At 57.4% G+C, this 25,580-nt stretch carries 22 protein-coding genes; 15 read left to right on the forward strand and 7 right to left on the reverse strand.

The window, feature by feature from the left end; all coding sequences use genetic code 11:
* Nucleotide 1: 1 nt before the first annotated feature.
* The 9 genes from DFG60_RS13845 (at nucleotide 2) to rlmD (ending at nucleotide 9,786) form a co-directional block, all read left to right on the forward strand.
* Complete coding sequence (locus DFG60_RS13845) at nucleotides 2-145, forward strand: zinc ribbon domain-containing protein (protein WP_114570023.1); 144 nt, start codon at nucleotides 2-4, stop codon at nucleotides 143-145.
* 186 nt (nucleotides 146-331) lie between these two features.
* Entirely contained in the window at nucleotides 332-616 is a 285-nt protein-coding gene (locus DFG60_RS01770) for a HesB/YadR/YfhF family protein (RefSeq protein WP_114570306.1), read from the forward strand.
* A gap of 146 nt (nucleotides 617-762) precedes the next feature.
* Nucleotides 763-2,307 (forward strand): L-glutamate gamma-semialdehyde dehydrogenase, encoded by a 1,545-nt coding sequence (gene pruA / locus DFG60_RS01775; RefSeq protein ID WP_114570024.1) that lies wholly within the window; start codon nucleotides 763-765, stop codon nucleotides 2,305-2,307.
* A gap of 67 nt (nucleotides 2,308-2,374) precedes the next feature.
* On the forward strand, nucleotides 2,375-3,892 hold the full coding sequence (gene putP, locus DFG60_RS01780; RefSeq protein ID WP_269801282.1) for a sodium/proline symporter PutP: 1,518 nt from the start codon (nucleotides 2,375-2,377) through the stop codon (nucleotides 3,890-3,892).
* Nucleotides 3,893-4,119: 227 nt separating this feature from the next.
* Entirely contained in the window at nucleotides 4,120-4,410 is a 291-nt protein-coding gene (gatC, locus tag DFG60_RS01785) for an Asp-tRNA(Asn)/Glu-tRNA(Gln) amidotransferase subunit GatC (protein WP_114570026.1), read from the forward strand.
* A gap of 13 nt (nucleotides 4,411-4,423) precedes the next feature.
* On the forward strand, nucleotides 4,424-5,866 hold the full coding sequence (gene gatA / locus DFG60_RS01790; RefSeq protein ID WP_114570027.1) for an Asp-tRNA(Asn)/Glu-tRNA(Gln) amidotransferase subunit GatA: 1,443 nt from the start codon (nucleotides 4,424-4,426) through the stop codon (nucleotides 5,864-5,866).
* Between the two features lie 12 nt (nucleotides 5,867-5,878).
* Nucleotides 5,879-7,309: an Asp-tRNA(Asn)/Glu-tRNA(Gln) amidotransferase subunit GatB gene (gatB, locus tag DFG60_RS01795; protein WP_114570028.1), complete on the forward strand. Its 1,431-nt coding sequence runs from the start codon at nucleotides 5,879-5,881 to the stop codon at nucleotides 7,307-7,309.
* 121 nt (nucleotides 7,310-7,430) lie between these two features.
* Nucleotides 7,431-8,393, forward strand: a complete 963-nt coding sequence (locus tag DFG60_RS01800; RefSeq protein WP_114570029.1) for a diacylglycerol kinase — start codon at nucleotides 7,431-7,433, stop codon at nucleotides 8,391-8,393.
* A gap of 28 nt (nucleotides 8,394-8,421) precedes the next feature.
* On the forward strand, nucleotides 8,422-9,786 hold the full coding sequence (rlmD, locus tag DFG60_RS01805; RefSeq protein ID WP_114570030.1) for a 23S rRNA (uracil(1939)-C(5))-methyltransferase RlmD: 1,365 nt from the start codon (nucleotides 8,422-8,424) through the stop codon (nucleotides 9,784-9,786).
* A gap of 117 nt (nucleotides 9,787-9,903) precedes the next feature.
* Here rlmD and DFG60_RS01810 read toward each other — a convergent pair whose 3' ends face one another.
* Both DFG60_RS01810 and DFG60_RS01815 read right to left on the reverse strand, forming a co-directional pair.
* Nucleotides 9,904-11,058 carry a helix-turn-helix domain-containing protein gene (locus DFG60_RS01810; protein WP_232818589.1) on the reverse strand — a complete coding sequence of 385 codons (1,155 nt, stop codon included), beginning with the start codon at nucleotides 11,056-11,058 and terminating at the stop codon, nucleotides 9,904-9,906.
* Nucleotides 11,059-11,184: 126 nt separating this feature from the next.
* Nucleotides 11,185-13,509 carry a methyl-accepting chemotaxis protein gene (locus DFG60_RS01815; protein WP_114570031.1) on the reverse strand — a complete coding sequence of 775 codons (2,325 nt, stop codon included), beginning with the start codon at nucleotides 13,507-13,509 and terminating at the stop codon, nucleotides 11,185-11,187.
* A 175-nt stretch (nucleotides 13,510-13,684) separates the two neighbouring features.
* Here DFG60_RS01815 and DFG60_RS01820 point away from each other — a divergent pair, with 175 nt between their 5' ends.
* Nucleotides 13,685-14,107, forward strand: a complete 423-nt coding sequence (locus tag DFG60_RS01820; protein ID WP_114570032.1) for a CBS domain-containing protein — start codon at nucleotides 13,685-13,687, stop codon at nucleotides 14,105-14,107.
* A 124-nt stretch (nucleotides 14,108-14,231) separates the two neighbouring features.
* Entirely contained in the window at nucleotides 14,232-17,012 is a 2,781-nt protein-coding gene (locus DFG60_RS01825; RefSeq protein ID WP_232818590.1) for a putative bifunctional diguanylate cyclase/phosphodiesterase, read from the forward strand.
* A gap of 66 nt (nucleotides 17,013-17,078) precedes the next feature.
* On the opposite strand, the gene DFG60_RS01830 is transcribed toward DFG60_RS01825, so the two are convergent.
* Nucleotides 17,079-18,791 carry a M3 family oligoendopeptidase gene (locus tag DFG60_RS01830; protein ID WP_114570034.1) on the reverse strand — a complete coding sequence of 571 codons (1,713 nt, stop codon included), beginning with the start codon at nucleotides 18,789-18,791 and terminating at the stop codon, nucleotides 17,079-17,081.
* 183 nt (nucleotides 18,792-18,974) lie between these two features.
* Between DFG60_RS01830 and DFG60_RS01835 the strand changes: the two genes are divergently transcribed.
* Nucleotides 18,975-19,478 (forward strand): PTS sugar transporter subunit IIA, encoded by a 504-nt coding sequence (locus tag DFG60_RS01835; RefSeq protein ID WP_114570035.1) that lies wholly within the window; start codon nucleotides 18,975-18,977, stop codon nucleotides 19,476-19,478.
* A 116-nt stretch (nucleotides 19,479-19,594) separates the two neighbouring features.
* Nucleotides 19,595-20,239, forward strand: coding sequence for a helix-turn-helix domain-containing protein (locus tag DFG60_RS01840; protein WP_114570036.1), 645 nt, complete (start codon nucleotides 19,595-19,597; stop codon nucleotides 20,237-20,239).
* Between the two features lie 216 nt (nucleotides 20,240-20,455).
* Here the strand turns inward: DFG60_RS01840 and DFG60_RS01845 are convergent, their stop codons facing one another.
* From DFG60_RS01845 to DFG60_RS01855, 3 genes are all read right to left on the reverse strand, one after another.
* Nucleotides 20,456-20,890 carry a hypothetical protein gene (locus DFG60_RS01845; protein ID WP_114570037.1) on the reverse strand — a complete coding sequence of 145 codons (435 nt, stop codon included), beginning with the start codon at nucleotides 20,888-20,890 and terminating at the stop codon, nucleotides 20,456-20,458.
* A gap of 64 nt (nucleotides 20,891-20,954) precedes the next feature.
* The gene (locus tag DFG60_RS01850; protein ID WP_114570038.1) at nucleotides 20,955-22,154 is read right to left on the reverse strand and encodes an ABC transporter permease; all 1,200 of its coding nucleotides are present in this window, start codon (nucleotides 22,152-22,154) and stop codon (nucleotides 20,955-20,957) included.
* Nucleotides 22,144-23,037 carry an ABC transporter ATP-binding protein gene (locus DFG60_RS01855; RefSeq protein ID WP_114570039.1) on the reverse strand — a complete coding sequence of 298 codons (894 nt, stop codon included), beginning with the start codon at nucleotides 23,035-23,037 and terminating at the stop codon, nucleotides 22,144-22,146. The genes DFG60_RS01850 and DFG60_RS01855 overlap by 11 nt, the downstream gene beginning before the upstream one ends.
* Before the next feature lie 175 nt (nucleotides 23,038-23,212).
* Here DFG60_RS01855 and DFG60_RS01860 point away from each other — a divergent pair, with 175 nt between their 5' ends.
* Both DFG60_RS01860 and DFG60_RS01865 read left to right on the forward strand, forming a co-directional pair.
* Nucleotides 23,213-24,151: a ring-cleaving dioxygenase gene (locus DFG60_RS01860; protein ID WP_114570040.1), complete on the forward strand. Its 939-nt coding sequence runs from the start codon at nucleotides 23,213-23,215 to the stop codon at nucleotides 24,149-24,151.
* A complete protein-coding gene (locus DFG60_RS01865; protein WP_114570041.1) occupies nucleotides 24,148-24,747 on the forward strand; it encodes an alpha/beta hydrolase in 600 nt (199 codons plus the stop codon). Before DFG60_RS01860 ends, DFG60_RS01865 begins: the two co-directional genes overlap by 4 nt.
* A 263-nt stretch (nucleotides 24,748-25,010) precedes the next feature.
* Here DFG60_RS01865 and DFG60_RS01870 read toward each other — a convergent pair whose 3' ends face one another.
* Entirely contained in the window at nucleotides 25,011-25,577 is a 567-nt protein-coding gene (locus DFG60_RS01870; protein WP_114570042.1) for a GNAT family N-acetyltransferase, read from the reverse strand.
* Nucleotides 25,578-25,580: the final 3 nt, after the last annotated feature.

The following is a 25,580-nucleotide window of genomic DNA, read 5'->3' on the forward strand; positions in this document are numbered from 1 at the left end:
AATGTGTTCGTCTTGCGGATCCAGAAAGAAAATGCCCCTGCATGTAAGAACGTACGACTGTGAAAACTGCGGAAACAGCCTAGACCGAGATTTGAACGCAGCGATCAACTTACAGAACTCAAAAGAATACACGGTGTTGGTGTAAAAAAGGGAGAGTAACTGCTGGTAATACAACGCAACATATACGGCTTCAAATACGGTGGGCTACATCGGAATCTACGCCTGTGGACTATGGAGAAAACTCTCACAGGAGAGACATAGGACGAAGCAGGAACTTATCTAAGACAGGACGTGAACACGTTCGTATATGTTTTTAGTAGCAGTGGGAAAGATGAAAATCAAGATCACAGAAGAGGCATTACGCTATTTTAAAGACGAGATGGGCGCACAGGCAGGGGATACGATCCGTTTCTTCGCCAAATACGGCGGTTCGACCGACCTGACACAGGGATTCTCGGTCGGCGTCCACATGGAGGACGTCCCGCGTCCGGTCGCGGAGGAAGTCGTCGACGGCATCCGCTTCGCCGTCTCCGACCAGGATGAATGGCTCTTCCAGGGTGAGGATGTCAGCGTATCGGTCCATAATGAAGAAATCATCTTCAGTCAGGCGAAATGAACGATCGGCTGTCCCGAAACGCGGGGCAGCCTTTTTTCTCGAAAAATGTAAGGTGTTGAAAATCACAGGAACAATTGCGCGCGTGCCCCTGCCTTCGGTACAATGGAGAATGTAAGCGATCATAGGTCAGCAAAGGGGGAATTGAGATGATTCCGTACAAACACGAACCATTCACGGACTTCTCGCAAGAGGCAAACAAGAAAGCGTTCGAAGAGGCGCTTCAACTTGTGACAGGGGAACTCGGGAAAGACTATCCGCTCGTCATCGGCGGCGAACGCGTGACGACGGAGAGCAAGATCACGTCGTACAACCCGGCAAACAAAGAAGAGATCGTCGGGCGCGTCTCGAAGGCGACACAGGAGCACGCGGAGCAGGCGATGCAAGCTGCACTCAAGGCATTCGACACATGGAAGTTCGTCGATCCGGCCGTTCGCGCGGACGTCCTGTTCAAAGCGGCGAATATCATCCGCAAGCGCAAGCACGAGTTCTCGGGCTACCTCGTCAAGGAAGCGGGCAAGCCTTGGAACGAAGCGGACGCGGACACGGCGGAAGCGATCGATTTCCTCGAGTACTACGCACGTCAGATGCTCGAGCTCAAAGACGGCAAGAAGGTCGAAAGCCGTCCGGGCGAGTACAACCGTTATGATTACATCCCGCTCGGCGTCGGTGTCATCATCTCACCATGGAACTTCCCGCTCGCGATCATGGCAGGTACTGCTGTCGCAGCGATCGTCGCAGGGAACACGATCCTGCTCAAACCAGCTTCGACGACACCGGTCGTCGCGGCGAAATTCGTCGAAGTGATGGAAGAGGCGGGCCTTCCGGCTGGCGTCCTCAACTTCATCCCGGGACCGGGCTCAGAAGTAGGCGACTACCTCGTCGACCACCCGAAGACACGCTTCATCAGCTTCACAGGCTCACGCGACGTCGGTCTACGCATCAACGAGCGCGCTTCGAAGCTGAATGACGGCCAAATCTGGCTCAAACGCGTCATCGCAGAGATGGGCGGCAAGGACACGATGGTCATCGACGAGTCGGCTGACCTCGAGTACGCGGCAGAGATGATCACGAAGGCGGCATTCGGCTTCTCGGGTCAGAAGTGTTCGGCGTGTTCACGTGTCGTCGCGCTCGAGTCGGTCTACGACGAGCTCCTCGAGAAAGTCGTCGAGAAGACGGGCAAGCTCAGCATGGGTAACCCGACTGACGTCTCGAACAACGTCGGACCGGTCATCGATGCTTCTGCCTTCAAGAAAATCACATCGTACTTCGATGTCGCGAAGGAAGAAGGACGCATCGTCGCAGGCGGTACAGCGGATGATTCGACTGGATTCTTCGTCGCACCGACAGTCGTCGCGGACGTCGCACCGACGGATCGCCTCATGCAAGAGGAAATCTTCGGACCGGTCGTCGCCTTTACGAAGGCGAAGGACTTCAAGGAAGCGATCGACATCGCGAACAACACGGAATACGGCTTGACGGGCGCAGTCATCACGCAGGACCGGATGAACCAGGAGTACGCGCGGAAGAACTTCCACGTCGGAAACCTCTACTTCAACCGCGGCTGCACGGGCGCAATCGTCGGCTACCAGCCGTTCGGCGGCTTCAACATGTCAGGGACTGACTCGAAAGCGGGCGGACCGGACTATTTGACGCTCCACCTTCAAGCGAAGACGACTTCGGAAATGTTTTGAGATCAACCGGGCATACCTCACCGTATGCCCGTTTTTTCTAAATCAATAAGAGAAGCAAGAGGGGGAAATGAGATTGAACAGTATGTGGTTAGCGATACTCCTCTACCTCGGCCTGATGGTCGGCCTCGGTGTGATGGCGTATTACAGAACGAAGAACATGAATGACTACATGCTTGGTGGACGGACGATCGGTCCGGTCGTCACGGCGCTGTCTGCCGGGGCGAGTGATATGAGCGGATGGCTCCTGATGGGTCTGCCTGGTGCGATGTTCGCGTCCGGCATCTCAAGCGGCTGGATCGTCATCGGCCTGCTGCTCGGCGCCTATGCCAACTGGCTGCTCGTCGCTCCGCGCCTTCGTGCCTACACGGCGCACGCGCGCGACGCGATCACGATCCCGGACTATTTCGAAAAACGGTTCCATGATGAAAGCGGCGTGTTGCGTACAGTCTCAGCCGGAGTTATCTTAATATTCTTTACAATGTACGCTTCAAGCGGCTTCGTCGCCGGCGGCCGTCTGTTCGAGGCGGTCTTCGGACTCGAGTATACGACGGGGCTCTGGATTTTAGCAGGCGTCGTCATCCTCTACGTCTTCCTCGGCGGTTTCCTTGCCGTCAGCTGGACGGACGTCGTGCAGGGGATGATCATGGTCATCGCGCTCCTGCTCGTACCGGCCGTGACGATCTCGCTCAGCGGCGGCATCAACGGATCGCTCGAGACGATCCGGACGACGGACGCGACGATGCTCGACATGTGGAAGGGGACGTCGTTCATCGGCATCATCTCGCTTCTCGCATGGGGGCTCGGCTACTTCGGCCAGCCGCACATCATCGTCCGCTTCATGGCGATCCGATCGCTGCATGAGATGAAGGCAGCACGCCGCGTAGGGATGATCTGGATGACGTTCTCGATCGTCGGTGCGATGATCACGGGACTCGTCGGCTTCTCGTACTACACGCAGTTGTCCTCTGAGCTCAAAAACCCGGAGAACGTCTTCATTCAGCTGTCGCGCGACCTGTTCCCGGGCTTCATCACAGGACTCTTGCTCGCGGCACTGCTCGCAGCGATCATGTCGACGATCTCGACGCAGCTGCTCGTCTCGTCGAGCGCTGCGACGAATGACTTCTACCAGCGCTTCTTCAAGCGCAACGCGAGCGATAAGGAGCTGATGCTCGTCGGGCGCATCATGGTGCTCGGCGTCGCCCTCCTTGCGATCGCGCTGTCGTTCGGTGCGCAAGAATCGATCCTGACGCTCGTCGGGTATGCGTGGGCAGGATTCGGTGCCGCGTTCGGACCGGTCGTCCTGTTCAGCCTGCTCTGGCGCCGGATGAACAAGGTGGGCGCGCTTGCTTCGATCGTGACGGGTGCGCTCGTGACGATCGGCTGGATCGTCCTCGTCAAGACGGTCGACGGCCTGCCGACGTATGTCTCCGGCCTCTATGAGATGGTGCCGGCATTCATCGCCTCGACGATCGCGCTTTTCGCGGGAAGCTTGCTTACGAGCGAACCATCCGCTGCGATTTACCGCGAGTTCGATGAAGTACAGGAACAATTGAAAGGGACACGACAGGAACGGAAAGTCGTGTGACTCATTCGGACATCCACGTGGGGCGTGGATGTCCTTTTTTTCGGATGCAGGAAGTGCGCCTGACACGTTTTCGGTCATGCGCAGGGATGATTTGAAGGGAGTCGTTGCGTAGGAAGGACAATATGTTGGTATTCTCCCGACGTCCTCGTCTTTTTTGTGTCTGGAAAAGGTGTTATGATAAAAAATAGTGTGATTATCTCATATAGAGTTTTCGGAGGTGGAATGACATGGCAACGATCAATGAGGAACAAGTCCGCCACGTGGCGCATTTGGCACGCCTTGCCGTGACAGATGGAGAAGTGAAACAATTCACGGAGCAGCTCGAGAAGATCCTCGAGTTCGCGGAACAGCTGAATGAACTGGATACGACTGGCGTCGAACCGACGACGCACGTCCTTGATCTAAAGAACGTCCTGCGGAAGGACGAAGTGAAACCATCGCTTCCGCGCTCGGAAGTAGAACGACTCGCACCTGACTGGGAAGACGGACAAGTCCGCGTCCCGGCAGTGTTCGAATAAGGAGGAAACGGACATGTCGCTTTTCGAACATGGCGTAAAAAAGCTTCATACCCTCGTCAAGGATGGGGAAGTGAAGGTATCTGAACTGGTCAAGGAATCCTTCGACCGGATCGACAAGGTCGACGGGAAAATCGGCGCGTTCCTCGCCCTCAACGAGGATGCATTCGAGCAGGCGAAGCGGATGGATGATCTCGCGAAGAGCGAAGGCAACCCGCTGTTCGGCCTCCCGGTCGGCGTCAAGGACAACATCGTCACGAAAGGGATGACGACGACGTGCGGCTCACAGTTCCTGTCGAACTTCGTCCCGGCGCACGACGCGACGGTCGTCGAGCGTCTGCATGAAGCGGGTGCCGTGACGATCGGGAAACTCAACATGGATGAGTTCGCGATGGGCTCGTCGAACGAGAACTCGTCGTTCAAACCGGTCCGCAACCCGTGGAACACGAAACACGTGCCGGGCGGTTCGTCAGGCGGTTCTGCTGCCGCGGTCGCAGCAGGAGAAGTCCTGTTCAGCCTCGGCTCCGACACGGGCGGCTCGATCCGTCAGCCTGCAGCGTACTGCGGTGTCGTCGGGATGAAGCCGACGTACGGTCTCGTCTCGCGTTTCGGGCTCGTCGCGTTCGCGTCGTCGCTCGACCAGATCGGTCCGCTGACGCGTACGGTCGAGGACAACGCTTACGTCCTCAGTGCGATCGCAGGACACTGCGACATGGACTCGACGTCCGCGAACGTCGAGCCGACGGATTACACGAAGGCGCTGACTGGCGACATCAAAGGTCTGAAGATCGCCGTGCCGAAGGAATACTTCGGTGAAGGCGTCACGGAAGGCGTCAAAGAAAACATCAGGGCGGCGATCGCGAAGCTCGAGTCGCTAGGCGCGACGGTCGACGAAGTATCGCTCCCGCATTCGAAATATGCGCTTGCGACATACTACCTCCTCGCATCATCTGAAGCGTCGGCGAACCTCGCCCGCTTCGACGGCATCCGCTACGGCGTCCGCGCCGAGGCCGAGAACCTCGAGGACGTCTTCAAGCTGTCACGCGCGCAAGGCTTCGGTGACGAGGTCAAGCGCCGGATCATGCTCGGGACATACGCCCTCAGCTCAGGCTACTACGATGCCTACTACAAGAAGGCGCAACAGGCACGCACGCTCATCAAGAAGGACTTCGACGACGTCCTTTCGAAATACGACGTCATCGTCGGACCGACTGCACCGTCGCCAGCGTTCGCGCTCGGCGCGCAGATCGATGATCCGGTGACGATGTACGTCAACGACATCCTGACGATTCCGATCAACCTCGCGGGCGTACCTGCGATCTCGGTCCCGGCAGGTCTTGTCGACGGACTCCCGGTCGGTCTCCAAATCATCGGGAAACACTTTGACGAAGCGACGATCCTCCGCGCGGCTCATGCATTCGAGCTTGCGACAGGCGGATTCCAGCTTCCGAAGCTTTGAGGAGGTTTCAAGATGAACTTTGAAACGGTCATCGGCATCGAGGTCCACGCCGAATTGAAAACGAACACGAAAATCTTCTGCGGCTGCTCGCGCGAATACGGCGCAGAGACGAATACGCAGACATGCCCGATTTGCCTCGGTCATCCGGGTGTCCTGCCGACGCTCAACGAGAAGGCGGTCGAGCTCGCGGTCCGTGCGGCGATGGCACTGAACTGCCAGGTCGCGGACGAGACGAAATTCGACCGGAAGAACTACTTCTATCCGGACACGCCGAAAGCGTATCAAATCTCGCAGTTCGACAAGCCGATCGGATTCGACGGCTACATCGACGCCGAGGTCGACGGCGTGACGAAACGCTTCCGTATCGAGCGAGTCCATCTCGAGGAGGATGCGGGCAAGATGAACCATACGGGCGAGAACCATTCGGTCGTCGACTTCAACCGGACGGGCTCACCGCTGATCGAGATCGTCAGTGAGGCGGACATGCGCTCACCGAAAGAGGCGGTCGCCTACCTCGAACGTTTGAAGGAAGTCCTCCAGTACGCAGACATCTCGGACGTCAAGATGGAGGAGGGTTCGCTCCGTTGCGACTGCAACATCTCGGTCCGTCCATACGGACAGGAGAAGTTCGGCACGAAGACCGAGCTGAAGAACCTGAACTCGTTCGGGAACGTCCTGAAGGGTCTCGAATATGAAGAGGACCGCCACCGCAAGCTCTTGCTGTCCGGCGGCGTCATGCGCCAGGAGACGCTCCGCTTCGACGAAGCAGGCAAGAAGACCGTCCTCATGCGCGTCAAGGAAGGCGCGTCCGACTACCGCTACTTCCCGGAGCCTGACCTCGTCAAGCTCGTCCTCGACAACGACTGGAAGGAAGCGATCCGCGCCGGCATCCCGGAACTTCCGGACGCACGTCGCGTCCGCTATCAGGAAGCGTTCGGTCTGTCGCCGTACGATGCGAAGATCCTGACGACGACGCGCGAGACGGCCGAGTACTTCGAAGCGGTCGTCGCCGAAGGCGCGGACGCGAAAGCGGCAGCGAACTGGACGATGGGTGAGGTGCAAGGCCACTTGAACAAATCGGACGACACGTTCGAGACGCTCAAGCTGACGCCTGTCAAGCTGACGGCCCTGATCGGTCTGATCTCGGACGGGACGATCTCGTCGAAGATCGCGAAGCAGGTCTTCCAGGCGATCATCGACGAAGGTGTCGATCCGGCTGCTTATGTCGAGGAGAAAGGTCTTGCTCAGATTTCTGACGAAGGCTTGCTCCGCGGCTTGATCAACGAGTCGTTCGATGCACACCCGGAGGTGGTCGAGGAGCTCAAAGGCGGTCGCGACCGCAAGAAAGGCTTCGTCATCGGCCAAGTGATGAAGAAGACGAAGGGGATGGCGAACCCGACGCTGCTCGACGAGTTGTTCTACGACGAGCTCGCGAAGCGCTGATCCGTTTCATGAGAGGGGGGTCCCCTCTCTTTTTTTTGCCCTTTGTATTGTTCATGAACTTTGTGTAAAATAGAACAGTTAATGAAGAATCGAACGGAGACGCAAAAAGGAGAATACACTTATGAGACCGAGAGCGCGCGTGATCTACAACCCGACTTCGGGTAAAGAGATGGTAAAGCGTAATCTACCCTATATATTGGACCGGCTCGAAGGAGCAGGATACGAGACGTCCGTCTACTCGACGAAAGCTGTCGGGGATGCGACATTTGAAGCGGCACGGGCCTGCGAGGCAGGATTCGACCTCGTCGTCGCTGCGGGCGGTGACGGTACGCTCAACGAAGTCATCAGCGGCATGGCGCCGTACGCGAAACGTCCGCGACTCGGCGTGTTGCCGGTCGGGACGACGAACGACTTCGGGCGTGCGATGCGGATTCCGCTGACGATCGAAGGTGCGATGGACGTCATCTGCACGGGCCACGTCATGCCGGTCGACATCGGCAAGATCGAAGGCGCGAGCGGCACGCACTACTTCATCAACATAGCAGGCGGCGGCATCATGACTGAACTGTCGTACGAGGTTCCCTCGAAGCTGAAGACAGCGATCGGCCAGCTCGCCTACTACGTCAAGGGGATGGAGAAGCTGCCGCTGATTCGTCCGACATACGTCGAGCTCGAACATGAGCACGGCACGTTCAAGGGCGAGGTCATGCTGTTCCTGACGTCGAACACGAACTCGGTCGGCGGATTCGAGAAGCTGTCACCGAATGCGTCGCTCAACGACGGCCGTTTCGATCTGTTCATCCTGAAGAAGTGCAACCTCGTCGAGCTGATCCGCGTCATGCGCCTCGCGCTGCGCGGAGAGCACTTCAACGATCCGTGCGTCGAGCACGTCACGACGTCGTTCGTCCGGATGAAGGAGACGTCTGAGATGAGTCTCAACATCGACGGGGAGTTCGGCGGCATCTGCGAAGGGGAGATGACGAATCTCCGCTCGCACTTCGAGGTCCTTACCCCGAGATTCCGCATCGACGAGATGGAAAAAATCAATGAGCTGCTAGCGAAAGAAGAAGCGAACCTCGCGTAAGGCGCGAGGTTTTTTAGGAGGAAATGAAATGATCCCAGTACAAAAGAACGAGGAGCATGTCGTCGACATCGTCGACCTGACTCATGAAGGCGCGGGAGTGGCGCGAATCGACGGATATACGATCTTCGTCGAAGGCGCATTGCCGACCGAACAGGTCAAAATCAAGATCACGAAGACGACGAAGTCCTACGGGTTCGCCCGCATCGTCCGTCTGAAGAAGAAGAGCGAAGACCGTGTCGAGCCGCCTTGCCCGGTCTACACGCAGTGCGGCGGTTGCCAGCTGCAGCACTTGTCGTATGACGCGGAGCTCCGCTTCAAGCAGGCTCGCGTGCGCGACGCGTTCCAGCGCCTCGCAGGCCTCGAGATCCCGGTCCACGAGACGCTCGGGATGGAAGACCCTTGGCGTTACCGCAACAAGGCGCAGGTCCCGGTCGCGTTCCAGGCGAACAAGCTGATGGCCGGCTTCTACCAGAAGCGCAGCCATAAGATCATCGACATGGACTACTGCCTGATCCAGAACGAAGAGAACGACGTAGCGGTCCAGGCCGTCCGTCAGGTGCTCGCAGACCTCAAGGTCCCGGCGTATGACGAGAAGAAGAACAGCGGTGTCATCCGCCACATCATGGCACGCCACGGCTACCATACGAACGAATTGATGATCGTCCTCGTGACGAAGGTCAAGCAGCTGCGCGGCGTCGAACAGATCGTCGAACGGATCCGCAAAGCCGTTCCGAACGTGACGTCGATCCAGCAAAACATCAACCCGGACGAGACGAACGTCATCCTCGGCAAGCGAAACGTCGTCTTGTACGGCCCGTCTGTCATCAAGGATGAGATCGCAGGGCTGACGTTCGAGATCTCGCCGCACTCGTTCTTCCAGGTCAACCCGGTCCAGACCGAGAAGCTCTACGGCAAGGCGATCGAATACGCACAGCTGACAGGCGACGAAGTCGTCGTCGACGCCTACTGCGGCATCGGGACGATCTCGCTCTCGCTCGCGAAGCAGGCGAAGCACGTCTATGGTATCGAAATCGTACCGCAGGCGATCGATGACGCGCGCCGCAACGCGCAAGCGAACGGCATCGACAACGTCTCGTTCGAGTACGGGGCAGCCGAAGACATCATGCCGGCCATGCTCAAGAACGGCATCAAGCCGGACGTCATCGTCGTCGATCCGCCGCGTAAAGGCTGCGACGAGGCATTCCTCCGTGCAGCGGCGGAAGTCGCACCGAAGCGTATCGTCTACGTCTCATGCAACGCCGGCACGCAGGCGCGTGACGCGAAGCTTCTCGCATCACTCGGCTACCGCCTCGTCGAAGTGACGCCGGTCGATATGTTCCCGCACACGACGCACGTCGAGAGTGTCGCGTTGTTCGTCCAGGCTGAAGCGTAAGCAAAACCGAATGTCTGAATTCAAGGCGAAGTGCATCCGTTCCAGGTGCGCTTCGCCTTTTTTGATGAACAAAAAGCGTCCGACAGGTTCTAGACTGGAGAACCTGTCGGACGCTTTCTAATGTGGCTGCCGTTGCCGATACTGCGTCGGCGTCTCACCCGACACCTGCTTGAACGCCTGGCTGAAATGGCTTTGACTCGAGAAGTGGAGCTTGTTCGAGATGTCGAGCAGCGAGTCGTCCGTCGAGCGGAGCAGCCGCTTCGCCTCGCGGATCCGCTCCCGGATGACGTAACGGGCGAGCGGCAAGCCGGTCTCCTCCTTGAACAGGACGGACAGGTAGTTCGACGAGACGTGGATCGCCTGGCTGATCGAGGAGACCGAGAGCTGTTCGTACAGGTGATGCTGGATATAGCGAATCGCAGCGAGCACGTGCGGCGAATGCTCGATCGCCTGGATTTTCTTGACCTCCTCCGCGAAGGCGACGGTGATCCGGACGTGACGGTTGCGCAGGGCGGAGATCGTCTTCGCCTCCTCGATCTCGAGGATCAGCCGGTCGCTGAGCGCGAACGCATCCTCGGGTTCGACACCGCCGCGGATGGCGGCCCGGGCGGCGAGCAGGATCGTTCCGAGCAGCAGGTTCTTCTCGGCCCGAAGCGGATCGCGGCGCGCGAGCGTCCCGAACTCGCCGTAGGCGGGTAGCGCATACGTCGTCGCCAGGCGCTCGCTCTGACCGCCGGCGATCCAGTCGATGATCTGTTGCTCGCGGTGCCAGGCGCGGCGATAGGCCGTCTCGCTGACCGGCTCCGTCCGTTCGACCGGAATGATCTCTTCCGGCCTGACTTCAGATTCATGGCGGATTTCATTCGACGCGATATGTGTCCCGTTCAGCAGGCGATGTGTCAGGCGGGCGCACTGGACGAGCCGGTCTTCGGTCGTCCGGGGCAGGGATTTATAGAATTGATGGGCTTCCTCACTCTTGATATGGGCACGGAAGAGGGCACTCTGGAGCAGGGCTGGACCGATTCGAAGCTGTCCGAGCCTTTCGACTGCGAGATAGAGATAGGCCGTCCCGTCCTCGAGCGTATAGAGGAGCGGTGTCGCTTCTGCGACAGGCCATGATTCCTCGAGCGCCGTCTGCTTCGGATGCTTCGGCGCTTCGGGAGTCAGGTGAAGGAGACTTCCGTCTGCCTTCATGAACGAGACGAAGAAGCCTGTCGTCCCGAAGAGCGTCTCAGCGATCATCTCGATGTCGGTGAAGTCTTTAGCTGGCAAGCGGTCTCAGTCCTTTCGTGTGCATCTTTGTATACAGTTTAGAACGTTTCGGCTTAAATTGCACCGGTCGCGTCGATTACAAAAAAAGATGACATCGCGCGCGAGGCGGGATGTCATCTTCAAAAATCATTTCGGGTCTTCCGGCAGTTCGGCCGGATCATCCTTTTCTTCATGGACCGGCGTTTCCGGAGCGGCTGCTTCGTCGAGGATCGACGGTTCGTTCTCTTCTGCGTCAAACGAATCGAAGACGAGCTCGCGTTGTTCCTGCGCCGTCTCGAGCTGTTCGAGCGCTAGTTCCTCTTCCGGGTCGAGCATCGTGCTCGCGACGAGATCGAGCGGCGGAGCATCCTCCTGTTCTTCTTGTCCTGCAGGGGCCTCCTCCTCCTCGTCAAGTTCGAACTCGGTCGTCAGTGCGTGGAGTTGCGTCGCGATATCTGCCAAGTGTTTCGCGGCACCCGTGACGGCCTCGATCGTCGCGTTCGTCTCCTGGATGCTCGCGGCACTCGTCTCGACGCTCGCTGCGTTTTCTTCCGTCAAGGCGAGGATCGTGCCCATCGCCTCAGACACGTCCTCGGTCGCGACCGTCAGCTCGGCGATGTTCGTCGTCAAGTCCTCGGTCCGGCGGGAGACGTGCTGGACGGATCCAGCGATATGTTCGAAGTCGTCACCGGCCGTCTTGACCGACTCGAGCGACTGCTGGAGGTCACCCATGACGCCGTTCATCGCATCCATCGCGGTCTGCGTCTCGCTCTGGATGTTGTCGAGCAGCTGTTTGATCTGTTTCGCGGACTGGTCGCTCTCCTCGGCGAGTTTACGGACTTCGGAAGCGACGACGGCGAAACCGCGGCCTTGTTCTCCGACCCGGGCCGCCTCGATTGCCGCGTTCAAGGCGAGCAGGTTCGTCTGGCTCGCGATTGATTGGAGCGTCACGAGGATCTTGCCGATTTCGCCCGAGCGGTGGCCGAGGAAATCGGACGTGTTCTGGATTTCTCCTTCGAGCGAATGCGAGTGCTGCAGAAGCTCCTCGATCGTCCGTTTCGTCAATGAGGAGCCGCGCGTCGCGGCCGTCGCGACGGATTCGACCTCGGACAGCGCCGCGTCCGCCTGCTCCTTCATCTGGATCGTCCGTTCCTTGACGGAGTAGACGGCGTTCGCCGAACGTTCCGCCTGCTTCGTCTGCGTCTCGCCGGCGACAGCGATCTCTTCCATCGTGTTGCCGATCTGAACGGAAGCGTTCTGGACATGTCCGGCGTTCGTCGACAGGTCCTGCGATGCGTCGCGGACGATCGTCGCGGAATGCGTCATCGCGTTCAACGTCTGGCGGAGCTTCGCCCGCATCTCGTCGAAGTTGCCGGCGAGGTCGGTCAGTTCGTCACGCAGGAAGCGTTTCTTCCGCGGGCGGGAACGGAGGTCACCTTTTGAGATGGCGAGTGCCTCGCGGCGAAGCGCGAGCAAAGGCTGGTTGATCGAGCGTCCGATCAGCCAGGCGACGAGCGACGCGAGAGCGAGCGCGATGACGAGGTTGATCAGCGATTGCGTCAGCATGGCATCTTTCGCCGCATAGAGCGACGCATAGTCGAGGACGACGGCGAGCTTGAAGCCTGTCTTCGACGACAGCTGCCAGATGACGACGGATTTCTTGCCGCCGACATCCATGATGGCGGAGCCGGATTCCTGTTCGAGCATCGCCTTCGGTGTTTCGAAGTAGGCTTTTCCATCCGATTTGATTTGATCGAGTTTCTGGAAGAAGAAGTCCTTCTCCGGGTGCGTGACGACTTTTCCGTCCTTCGTGTAGCTGAAGACGAAGCCCTTCTGGCCGATCTCGATCCGTTTCATGTCCTCGGACAGGCGGCTGACGCTCTTGTAGACCGACAGGACACCTTTGATGTTCGCCTGATCGTCGAGCGTCGCCTTCGAGAAGCTGATGATCGAGAGCTTCGTCGCCTCATCGAAATACGGCTCGCTCATCGTCACCGTGCTCGAGGTCTCGAGCGCCTGTTCGTACCAGACGTCCTTGCGCGGGTCATAGCCCGGCGCGACGGCCTGTTGCGGCCAGTTCAAATATCCGCCTTCCGTATCGGCGTACTGTATGTAAGAGTTCTCGATTTTCGAAGAGCCGTACTTCTCGAGTACGCTGTAGATATCCTTCGCTTTTTGTGATTCGAGCATAGGAGGGGCTGCTTCTCCTGTCTGGTCCATATACTGTGGAAGATCGCCCTTTGCGCGGGCGAACGGAAGTCCGGCGAGGAGCGCCGTATCCTTCTTCGTGTCATCGATGATGCGGGAAAAAGATTGTTCGAGCTGTTTGAGGGCAGTCTCGGAAGTAGAGTCGACGAGGTTCTCGACGGTTTGGCTCGTCTGCTGGTACTGGAACCACGTCGATCCGCCGAGCGTCAGGGCGGGCAACAGAATCAGCCCGATGAACAGACGCCGGGTAATCGTAAGGCGCATATGAAATTCTCCCATCTAATGAAATGTATGAATTCTGGCTATTCTGAATATCGGACGGGTAAAGGTAAATGTTGAGTAAAATCCCATCGAATTTCATGAGTCTAGACATGAAGGCATTTCTGTTTCATGGTAAAATGAATGAGGTGTCACACGAGTGACTAGGAGGGAATCAAACATGAATATCGCTTTTTTCTTGTTGCCAAAAGATGAAGTCAAATACTTAGATCCCGAGTCGACGGTTCGCCAGGCGCTCGAGAAGATGAAGCACCATCGCTTCACGTCGGTGCCGCTCGTCGATGATAAAGGCCGTTACGCAGGGACGATGACCGAAGGAGATCTCCTGTGGGCGATCGCGCACAATCTCGAGCACGCGGAATACGACCAGGTCCTTCAGACACGACTGACGGACATCAAACAACGGGTACGCTACAAGCCCGTCTCGATCACTGCCCAGATGGAGGAGATGATCGAGGTCATCACGGACCAGAACTTCGTACCAGTAACGGACGACGCGAAACATTTCATCGGAATCATCCGTCGTCGCGATATCATCGACTACTTCGCGAAGAAGGTCAAGCGGGAAAACTACCAATATTGAGTAGAAAAGCGTTTGGAATCGCCATTTCGGTGAGGAAAAACGCTTTTTATTGACCTCTTTTCACTACATAGGGCAAGCGTTTTGGACGATATATAGACATAACGACTATTAGGAGGACTCTATCTTGCGACGCTTACTGGCAACGAAGATGATCGAAGCGTTCCGCAAGCGCTCATATCGGAAGATGTTCTCAAGGATGATCCTCACCCTCGGTATCGTCGCGTTGATCGTCGCGTCGCAGCAGCTGTATACGAACCTGCAGGGAAGCATCAATCTTGGGAAGTCGGTCGAGGCGCTGCATGTGCTCGATGAGATCAACGAATACGAGGCGCTTGCTTCGCGGTACCACTATGCGGTGCTGAATGAACGAGTCAATCCGAACGCCTCTCCGATCAGTGACATGCTTGAGAAGCGCATCATCGCGCAAACACCATATATCCGTGAACAAACAGACTTCTACGCGACGGACGGGCCGATCAAGGATGATTTCCTGAACGTCCTTGCGACGCTCGAGACGAAAGGGATAGAGGACGCAGAGCGCTTTTTCCTCGTCACGGGCGATATCAAGAATGACCTGACGTTCCACCATCTCGGCTTCAGCCGAAAGACGGGCGACTACTATAACCTCTTCAGCAACATGTTCCTGATGGAGGAATTGTTCGGTTCGATGGGACAGACCTTCGTCAAGGCGGACGTGAACGGACGGCTCGAAGCGACGGAGATCGACCAGATCCGAAAGAAGCGGGAAGAGATCAACATCCAGAACAACCAGCTCGCTAAAGCGCTGTATGCTTTCATCCCGAAAACGGAGGAATTGAAACACCGCCGCGTCAGCGAGATGCGGAATCAGATCTACGGCTATCTCCAAACGGTCGACGCTAATGTCAGTTCACCGAACTTGCGGCAATACAGCCGGCTCGATACGTTCGCCCTCGATTACCAGTACTCGATGTACAACCTGTTCGGCAGCGCAATCAAGCAGGCGCGTGCTGAAATCGAGGCGGAGAGACAGGCCGAAGCGAAGAACGCCTGGATTTCGTTCATCGTGACGACGGGAATCATCCTGTCGCTCATGCTGCTGACATGGCTTCTCCTCCGGGCGTTCCGCGTCGATCTTCATTTGCTGAAGGCGGAGGCGACGAACTTCTCGGAAGGCCAGAAATCGTCGAGTTATGACGTGCCGTACCGAAATGATTTCTATCCGGTCGCGCAAGCCTTCCGGACGATGACGACGATCATCTCGAACCTGCTCGACCGCAATCAGCAGAAGACGATCGAGCTCGAACAGAAGACGGCCGAGATCGAGTCGCTCTTCTCTCAGAACACGGACCCGATCCTGGCGCTCTCGAGCGACTTCCTGCCGATCAGCGGGAACGAGCGGATCATCGAGCTGCTCGGGACGAGTGAGTTGCCGCAGCTCGACGAACTCATCCATCCTGCCGACATCAATCGTTTTCGCAAGGCGCTTCGAATGGCGCTCGACGGGGGGAGCGGCAGAATCCGCTGCAAGATGACGCTCGGGGAAGAGATACGTCACATGTTCGTCAACATCGTCCATGTCACGTCCCGCAGTGAGAGCGGCGTCGCGCTCTACCTGACGTGTCATGATGAGACGGACCAGATCAAGCGGGAGGAGAAAATCACGCAACTCGCCCTCTATGACAGTCTGACCGGACTGTTGAACAGGAACGGCTTCGAGCGCAAGATGACGAGCGCGGTCAACCGTTCGGAAGCAGGCGAGCTCGTCACGCTCAGTGTCCGTCAGTTCCGCCGCATCAACGACATGTATGGGCACACCTACGGCGATGAGGTGCTCCGCCAGATGGCCGGACGCCTGCGCCGCTATTTCGTCGGGACCGCGTCGGCTGCCCGAATCGGCGGAGATGAATTCGCGATCCTCGTCTATCGTCAGGGCATCGTCGACTATGCCGACTTGAAGAATCAGATCGAGCTGCCTTACCTGATCGGTCAGGAACGGATCAATGCGACGATCAGCATGAGCATGATCCGCTATCCGGACGACGCCGTCGCCGTGACTTCGCTCCTGTCATCGGCCGATATCGCGATGCAACACGCGAAACGAAAGCAGGACGGGGCGCCGGTCTGGTTCGAGACGTGGATGAGCGAGGAATATCGTGAATCGGTCGTCCTCGAGACAGAACTCAGGGAAGCGATCAAGCACGACGAACTCAAGCTCTTCTATCAACCGCAGATCAATCTGCAGACGGGGGAGGTCGAGGGATGTGAAGCGCTCCTTCGCTGGTTCCATCCTGAGCGCGGCATGATCAGCCCGGGCGTCTTCATCCCGATTGCAGAGCGCTCGATGCTGATCGAGGAGCTCGGCATCTGGGTGATCGAGCATACGGCGAAACAGGCGCTCGACTGGGAAGACGGACCGCTCAATCATCTCCGGATCTCAGCGAACCTGTCCGTCAAGGAGCTCGTCTCCGGGCGCGTCGTCGATCTGCTCGACAGTATCCGGAAACGGCACCCGGGAATCGAGGAACGGATTGAGATCGAGATCACGGAATCCGTCGGTGTCTTCTCCGACAGCCGCGTCTTCGAGGCGCTCAACGAATTGAGCGCGATGGGGTACCGCCTTGCGATCGATGACTTCGGAACGGGCTATTCCTCGCTGTCCTACTTGAGCCGCCTGCCGATTCAGCGCCTGAAGATCGACCGCTCGTTCATCAGCGGCGAGGATGCCTGCTCGAACGCGCCACTGATCGCGACGATCATCAAGCTCGCGCACACGCTCAAGTATGACGTCGTCGCGGAAGGGATCGAGCAGCCGGAACAGGGGGAGAGCCTGAAGGAGCTCGCCTGTGAATACGGACAAGGCTTCTATTATTCGCCGCCGCTCCCGGTCGAGGAATTCGAACGATGGGTCGCTGCGAGAGCGTGATACTGAACAGCAAGGCAAAAGGTCGACCTTCCCTGACGGAAAGTCGACCTTTTTGTCATGTGCGGATCAGGCTTTGACGCGATCGAGCTCTGCGTCGTCGACCTGGTTCAAGTAAGCTTCGACTTGTGCGATTGCCTCTTCAACCGTGCCTTCTGCGAACGGAGACTTGAGACCCGCGCGTTTGACGAGGGCGAGGAAGCTCTCCGATCCGCCTGCCTGGCAGAGGTCGAGGTACGACTTCCACGCCTCTTCACGGTTCTCTTGCATCCAGGCGAAGAACTGGAACGCACAGACTTGCGCGAGCGTGTAGTCGATATAGTAGAACGGGCTGCCGAAGACGTGGCCTTGCTGGTGCCACCATGCGCCGCTCTCGAGGTAGTCGTTCTCCTCGTAGTTGCGGTGCGGCAAGTACTTACGCTCGACTTCACGCCACGTGTTCCGGCGTTCTTCAGCCGTCATCTCGGGCTTCTCGTAGACCCGGTGCTGGAACTCGTCGATCGCGACGCCGTATGGCAGGAACGTCACGCCGCCGGCGAGGTGGTTGAACTTGTATTTCGCCGTCTCGTCACCGAAGAACTCCTCCATCCATGGCCATGCGAAGTATTCCATCGACATCGAGTGGATCTCGCACGCCTCGTATGTCGGGAAGCCGTACTCAGGGACGCTGAAGTGGCGGCTCTCGTACACCTGGAAGGCATGACCGACTTCGTGCGTCAGGACGTCGATGTCACCGGCCGTACCGTTGAAGTTCGAGAAGATGAACGGCAGTTTCTCGTCCGCGACGTATGTGCAGTATCCGCCGCCAGCTTTGCCGGGCTTCGCCGTCAGGTCGAGTGCGCCGCGTTCGATCATGTAGTTGAAGAACTCGTCCGTCTCCTTCGACATCTCGCGGTACATCTTCTTGCCGCCCTCGATGATGAACGACTCTTCGCCCTTAGGCGTCGCGTTGCCCGTCTTGAAGGCGAAGCTCTCGTCATAATAGTAGAGGGAATCGACGCCGATCCGCTTCTGCTGACGTTCCTTCAGTTTCGACGCGAGCGGGACGATCCGCTCCTCGATTTGCTTGCGGTACGCCTCGACCATCGCCTTGTCGTAGTCGACGCGCTGCATGCGGGCGTATCCGAGCTCGACGAACGTCGGGAAGCCGAGCGCGTGCGCGATGTCCGTCCGGACGCGGACGAGCTTGTCATAGATCGCATCGATTGCGTCGCCATGCTCCTTCAAGTAGCCGTATCGGGCCTCAGAAGCCGACTTGCGGACAGTGCGGTCCGGAGACTGCAGGTAAGGTCCGAACTGCGACAGGTTGAGCGTCTTGCCGTCGTACTCGATCTGGGCTGCTGACATCAGCTTCGTGTACTCGCTCGACAGCCGGTTCTCTTCCTGCAACTTCGGGATGATCTCCTCAGAGAACGTCTTCAGGCTCGCCTCGGCGAGGAGGAAGAGCTGTGTTCCCCATTCCTTTTCGAGTTCCGCGCGAAGCGGATGCGTCGTCAGCGCCTCGTAATATTTCGTGACGAACCCTTGATAGATTGGACCGGCCTCGTCGAAGAAACCTTGCTCCGCTTCGTAGAACGCGTCGCGTGTATCGATCGTATGGCGAATCTCGACGATTTGGCTTGCAGTTTCGAAATGGTTCCGCAGGGTATTAATCTCATTGATGGCAGCGTTCGCCTCATCGAGCTGGTCTGCTTTTTTCAAACGTGTGATGGCTTCGTTCAAGGATGCTTCTAGTTTGGCCATTTCAGGCCGTACGTATGTAATTTCTGAAAATGTCGACATGTAAGCGCCTCCTTCTGATTTCTAATCATTATCACACAAAAAGACTTGCAAAACCAGAGGCACAAACGTATGCTTTTTGTGAGAACGTGAGCGAATGCACACTCTGGTCGCTCCAATAAAAAAGACGATCTTTTTCTGGATTTCAGAGGAAGCATCGGGGACAGAAAGTAGAGGGATAGTATCATGGGTTTCTTTAAAAAATTGTTTGGTGGCAATGACGCAGGAAACGACAAGATCGCAGCGGCTCTGACAGGTAAAATCGTCAACATCGAGAACGTGCCGGACCAGGTCTTCTCACAGAAGATGATGGGTGACGGAATCGCGATCGAGCCGACTGAAGGCAAAGTCGTCGCACCGATGAACGCGACAGTAGAAACGATCTTCCCGACGAAACACGCGATCGGCCTCAAGGGCGAGAACGGGATCGAGCTTTTGATCCACGTCGGCCTCGACACGGTCAACCTCAAAGGGGAAGGCTTCACGGCACACGTCCAAGCGGGCGACAAGGTCAAGGCGGGCGACGTCCTCGTCGAGTTCGACCTCGACTACATCCGTGCGAATGCACCATCGACGATCACACCGATCATCGTGACGAACCACGATCAGTTCGTGCTTTCAGATCGTCCGGCAGAAGGTACAGCCGTCGTCGCAGGAGACACGGAGCTCTTCAAAGCGAAACATAAATGATTCATCGGCCCTCTCCTTGCGAGAGGGTTTTTGCAACTCCAAGATGATAGCGCTTTCTGCATGGATGTATCTGTTCGTTGTTGAGTGGGTATAATGAAAGAAGAGGGGTGATCAAGATGCTGGAACACACACCATACCGCGGATACGGGGACCGGATCCGGATATTGCGCGAGAGGACCGGGATGTCGGTCGAATCGTTTGCTGAGCAGCTAGGCGTCGCACCGTACTTCATCCGCCGGACGGAGCTCAGCGAGGTCTATCCGACGATGCCGTATATCGAGGCGCTCGCAGCCTCCCTTGGAATCGATGTGAGTTACCTCGCCCGTCACATCTGGACGGGTGAATCGCTCAAGGCGCTGGTACGCGAGGAGACGATGCCGATCGATGAGCTGAGACAGGCGTACGAGCAGACGATCGGTCACGACGGTGTCTCCCTCGAGGATCAGCTCGAGGCGCGGATGCGGCTGTTCGATCTGATGTACGATGAGGACGTCAAGCGGATCGAGGCCGAGCTGGACCCGACGGAACAGCGCGTCTTCCATGAGCTCGTCGATGCCGTGATGGAAGCGGGTGAGCTCCAGCGGAAGAACGGCGAACTCGAGGAGTTCCGTCTGTTCAGCGATAAGCCGCGCGCGATGACGCAGCTCGACGAATATTTGAGCCGTTTCGTCACCGGGGAGAAGACCGGACAGATGGCGGAAGTCTATGATAAGTGGAAAGATGTGGTCGATCGCTCCCGCTATCACCGGGGGACGTTCTAAAAGAAGAAGGGAGTCCTGCGTTTCGTAGTGAAACGCGGGACTCCCTTTTTGATCAGAAATCATTCGCATGGATTCGATTAGCCGAAGATCCTCCAGACGGCACGGAGGAGACTCCTCATCGCGAGCTCGATACCGATGTCTGCGACGACATCGTACAGTCCGTGTTTCCATTTCTTCTGTTTCTTTTCCGACATACCGAACCTCCTCAAGAGATGATCAATTGTGCCGAATCGGTGTGTAGTGGTTCGGATTCCTGCGCGGATGCTTTCTTCCGATGATGAATCCGATCAAAGCATTTGCGATGACGAGTACCCAGCCGACGAAGCCGAAGTTGAGCGAGAGGCTCGCGAGCATCGCTTCCCATTGCAACACCATCGCGTAGTCGCCGCGGATAGCGAATCGTGCGACGCAGACGAGCAAAACCGTCGTTCCGGCGATGAAGACGCCGATCCAGCCCCCGAACAGGCGGGAAGACCGCTTGCGGACGACGACGAATGACCAAAAGAAGAGACTGACGATAAATGTGATCCCGGCGTAGGCGAGGACGAGTTTCCACGTCTCGCTTGCCTGGGGGAACTTCGTGAACATGACGAGTGACGAGACGGCGGCGACAGCAGTGAAGATGATGGCCGCTAATAAACGAGAACGCATAAGGTGGTTCCTCCTCTGACTTTTTCAACCTAACGATAGCGGAAACGTCATAGGATGTAAACTGCTATTCGCGCGAGGCGAGGATGCGGCGGAGCTGTTTGACCGGGTTCGAACCATAGAACAGGACGCCCCCCCGGTAGAAACGTGTGCCGATGAAGACGGCGAGGGCAATGCTCGCGACCATCAGGACGAGCGACAGGCCGACCTGCCAGGCAGGAACGTCCGTCAGCATGACGCGAAGGAACATCACCATCGGAGTAAAGAACGGCACGAACGAGAGGACGGTGACGGCCTGGTTCGCCGGTGAGTTCAGACTGAACATCGAAATCATGAACGCAGCGACGAGCAGCATGATGACAGGTAGCGTCACCTGCTGTGCATCCTCGACCCGGCTGACGAGCGACCCGAGTGAAGCGAGGATCGTCGCATACAGCAGGTAGCCGAGCAGGAAGAAGACGAACAGATAGATGAAAGTGCTCACGCTGAGTGAATCGAGCGACAGGTTGTCGAGCATCCCGGTCCTTGATGCACTATAGTAGCCGAACGCGACGAAGAGCGAAAGCTGGATCAGACTGGCCGTTGCGATCGACAAAATCTTCGCGAACATGTGCTCGATCGGACTCGCTGCGGAGATGAGCAGCTCCATCACGCGCGACGATTTCTCATTCGCGACCTCAGTGACGATCATCCCGCCGTAGAGGGCGATCGTGAAATACATCAGGAAGATCAGCACATAGACGAGTCCGGAAGCAGCGAACAGTTCCTCTTCGCTCTTGCCGCCGGTCGCAGTCAACGTCTGCTTGACCGGGACGGGGTTCGCGATCTGTGCGAGGACCTCAGGAGCGATCCGCGCCTCCTCGATGATCTTTGCGTCCTTCAATTGCTTCAGCGCGGCAGAGAGCTGGGACTGGATCTCGCCTTCCGGGCTCTTGCTGAGCAGGTTGGCTGCGAACGGCTCCCCTGATATGATCGCGACGGCATCGGCTTCATCTTTCATGACGGCAGCCCTTGCCTCGCTTTCCGTATAGCTCTCCTTAACGATCTTCCCGTCGTAGCCGGCCTGTTTCAACAGCGGCGCGATGTCGGTATCGAGGTTTGAGACGACAGCGAGCGTCGGCTCGTCCTGGAACCAGTCGACGATCCGTTCGAAGTTGCTGAAGGCGGCGACGAACAGGAGCATCAGCACGGTGGTGATCAAAAAACTCTTCGCCTTCAATTTTTGAGTCAGGTTGAAACGGTACATCGTCCAAAATTTACGGCTCATAATGTTTGCCGACCTCCTCGATGAAGATATCGTTCAGCGACAGCTGCTCCCACATGAAGCGCTCGACGCGCGCACCGCTCGTAACGAGCTGACGCAGGATTGCATCCGCGTCACCCTTCGAGGCGACTTGCAGCTTGTAGCCTTCCGCTTCCTGGCTGACGGACAGGATGCCAGGGAGATGCTGCCACTCGGAAGCGTCCGCGTCCGTCGTCAGCAGGACGTTCGCTTTGCCGTAGCTGTCCTTGATGTCCGGGAGGTAGCCGGCGACGACAGGACGCCCCTTGTCGAGGATCGCCAAATATTCGCACAGCTCCTCGACGTGATCCATCCGGTGGCTCGAGAAGACGATCGTCGTCCCGCTCGAGGAGAGGTGTCTGACCGCGCCCTTGAGCTGTTCGACGTTGACCGGGTCAAGACCGCTGAACGGCTCGTCAAGGATGAGCAGGTCCGGCTTATGCAGGACGCTCGAGATGAACTGGATTTTCTGCTGATTCCCTTTCGACAGTTGCTCGACGCGCATCGTCTTGTACTGCGGTATCTGGAAGAAGTCGAGCCATTCGTCGAGCGAGGCCTTCGCGTCCTTCCGTCTCATGCCGCGGAGTTCCGCGAGGAAGACGAGTTGTTCATCGACACGGATCTTCGGATAGAGACCGCGCTCCTCGGGCAGATAGCCGATCTTCGATAGCGGGATGGCCTCACCCTTCCACGTGATCGTCCCTTCGTTCGGCCGCAGAAGGCCGAGCAGCATCCGGAACGTCGTCGTCTTGCCGGCCCCGTTCGCGCCGAGCAGACCGAATATCTGTCCGGGCGGCACCTTGAACGATAAGTCGTCGACGGCCGTATAGTCCCCGAACCGCTTCGTGATTCGTTGCAATTCCAGCATCTTGTTCACTCCTGACATTTTCTAATACTTTCCAATCTCATTATAGTCTACGGAAGGACCAGGATTTGGTTCCGAAAATCAGGGGAATCGGAAAACGATGGAGCATATCTATTTACTTTTAGTAAGTAAGTTACTATGATTGGGACATAAGCTGATTCAAGAGGAGGAAATTTCAATGAAGACAAAAGGCATTCACCACATCACGGCGATGGTCGGGGACGCACAGGAGAATCTCGCCTTCTACGGCAAGCTGCTCGGACTCCGCTTCGTCAAGAAGACGGTCAACTTCGACGACCCGGGGACGTATCACTTCTATTTCGGCAACGAATCCGGGGCACCGGGGACGATCATCACGTTCTTCCCGTTCAAAGGCATTCAGAAAGGAACGGTCGGGACGGGACAGGTCGGCGTCACGGCGTATGCGATTCCGGAAGGCAGCTACCTGTTCTGGCAGAACCGTCTGTCTGAGCATGGGGTTTCCTATGAAGAGACAGAGCGGTTCGGCGAGCGGTACATCGCCTTCGAGGATCCGCACGGTCTGAAGATCGAACTCGTCGAACGGGCGAGCGGCGAGAACAGCCGCTATGAGATCGACAGCATCACGACGGACGTCGCGCTTAAAGGGTTCGCAGGCGCGACGCTCTACTCGCATGAACCGGTCGAGACGGCCCGACTGCTGTCGGAAACGTTCGGATTGAAGCGGACGAAGCGGACCGAGACGATCGACCGCTATGAGTCGGACGGTGAACTCGGAAACACGGTTGACGTCGCTCATGGCAATCTGCCGATTGGACGGCCAGGGATGGGTACGGTCCACCACATCGCGTGGCGGGCAGACGACGAAGCGGACCAGATCGAGTGGATGAAGGAAGTGAACCGGTTCGGTTTGTTGACGACGGAAGTGAAGGACCGGAACTACTTCACGTCGATCTACTTCCACGATGCCGGTCGCATCCTGCATGAGATCGCGACGGATACGCCAGGGTTCGACGTCGACGAGCCGTTCGAATCGCTCGGTGAGTCGCTCAAGCTGCCGGAGCAGTTCGAGGTTCACCGCGGGGCGATCGAGGCGCATGTCGAGCCAATCACAGTCGAAAAGGGGACACTCGTATGATTCATCTATTCGAACAGCCAAAAAAGAACGGCGCACCGATTTTCCTGTTCCTGCACGGGACGGGCGGTACGGAGGAGGACTTGATCGGCTTGACGGAGCTGCTTCATCCGGGCGCCGGTTACCTGTCCGTCCGCGGTGAAGTGTCTGAGAACGGGATGCCGCGCTTCTTCAAAAGGCTCGCTGAAGGCGTGTTCGATCAGGAGGACCTCGCGCTTCGGACGGACAAGCTGATTAGCTTCATCAAGGAGAAGGCGGAGGAGTACCAGTTCTCCGTGCAGGAGCTGATTCCTGTTGGCTACTCGAACGGGGCCAACATCGCTGCTAACATGCTGTTCGAGGAGGCGTTGTTCGCAGAAGCGATCCTGCTTCATCCGATGGTGCCGCGGCGCGGCGTGAAGCTTCCGGACCTCTCGAGTGTGCGGGTCTTCATCGGGGCAGGTGCGAACGATCCGATCTGCCCTGCATCCGAGACGCATGATCTTGAACAGCTCTTTAAGGAGGCAGGCGCAGAGGTGACTGTCGAATGGTCGCATCACGGGCACCAGCTCGTCATGCCGACGATCCAGAAGGCGGCTGCGTGGCTGAGCAGGAACTAAGTGAAAGTGAATTGAAAGAGGGTGACTCAAAAGTCATCACTCGTCCTTCACTCGTTTTCCTCAGGCGAGACACAAGCCGCGGTTCCCAGCCCATCCTGAGCAGGAAGCCGGGTCTTGTCTGTCTCTGACAGCGCGATGAATCGCGCTTTTTCCTGCAGGAGTCGAGTGGAACGAGTGATGTCGTCTGAACGAGAAAACGGGAGTGGATTCGAAGTCCACTCCCGTTTTTCGTTTACTGATCGACTTTTGAGTCATCCTCTTTTTCATCGTACAGGATTCGCATCAGAGGCGATGCCGTCTTGAACCGTCATGCCCTCAAGCGGGCGCTCCATGATGAAGTCGATCTGCTCCTCATCACCCATGTAAAAGGAATGGGCACCGGTCCTGGTGAACCCCTTCTTTTCATAAAAACGGATGGCGTTTTCGTTCTTCTCCCAGACGCCGAGCCAGATTGTCTTTTTACCGAGCGCGACGGCATCCTCGAACGCCTTGTCCATTAACACTTTGCCGAGTCCTCGCTTCTGGAAATTTCGAAGGATGTAGATCCGTTCGATCTCGAGCGCGTCACGGCCCATCGCTTCGCTTTGAGCTGAATCGACATTGACCTTCAGATAACCGGCGACCTGATTGTCGCAGCAGACGAAGTAGAATCTTGAATCTTCTTGTGTGAGCTCCTGTTCCATCTGTGCATCGTTGAAGGCGCGCTCGAGGTATCTGGCGATATTTTCCGGGGAATTTTGCTGGCCGAACGTCTCCAGAAACGTCTCGATGCTGATTGCCTGCAGTTCCTTCAAGTCATCAATGCTGCATGTTTTGATCATCATATTCACTCC

Source organism: Exiguobacterium flavidum, assembly GCF_003344535.1.
Lineage (GTDB): Bacteria > Bacillota > Bacilli > Exiguobacteriales > Exiguobacteriaceae > Exiguobacterium_A > Exiguobacterium_A flavidum.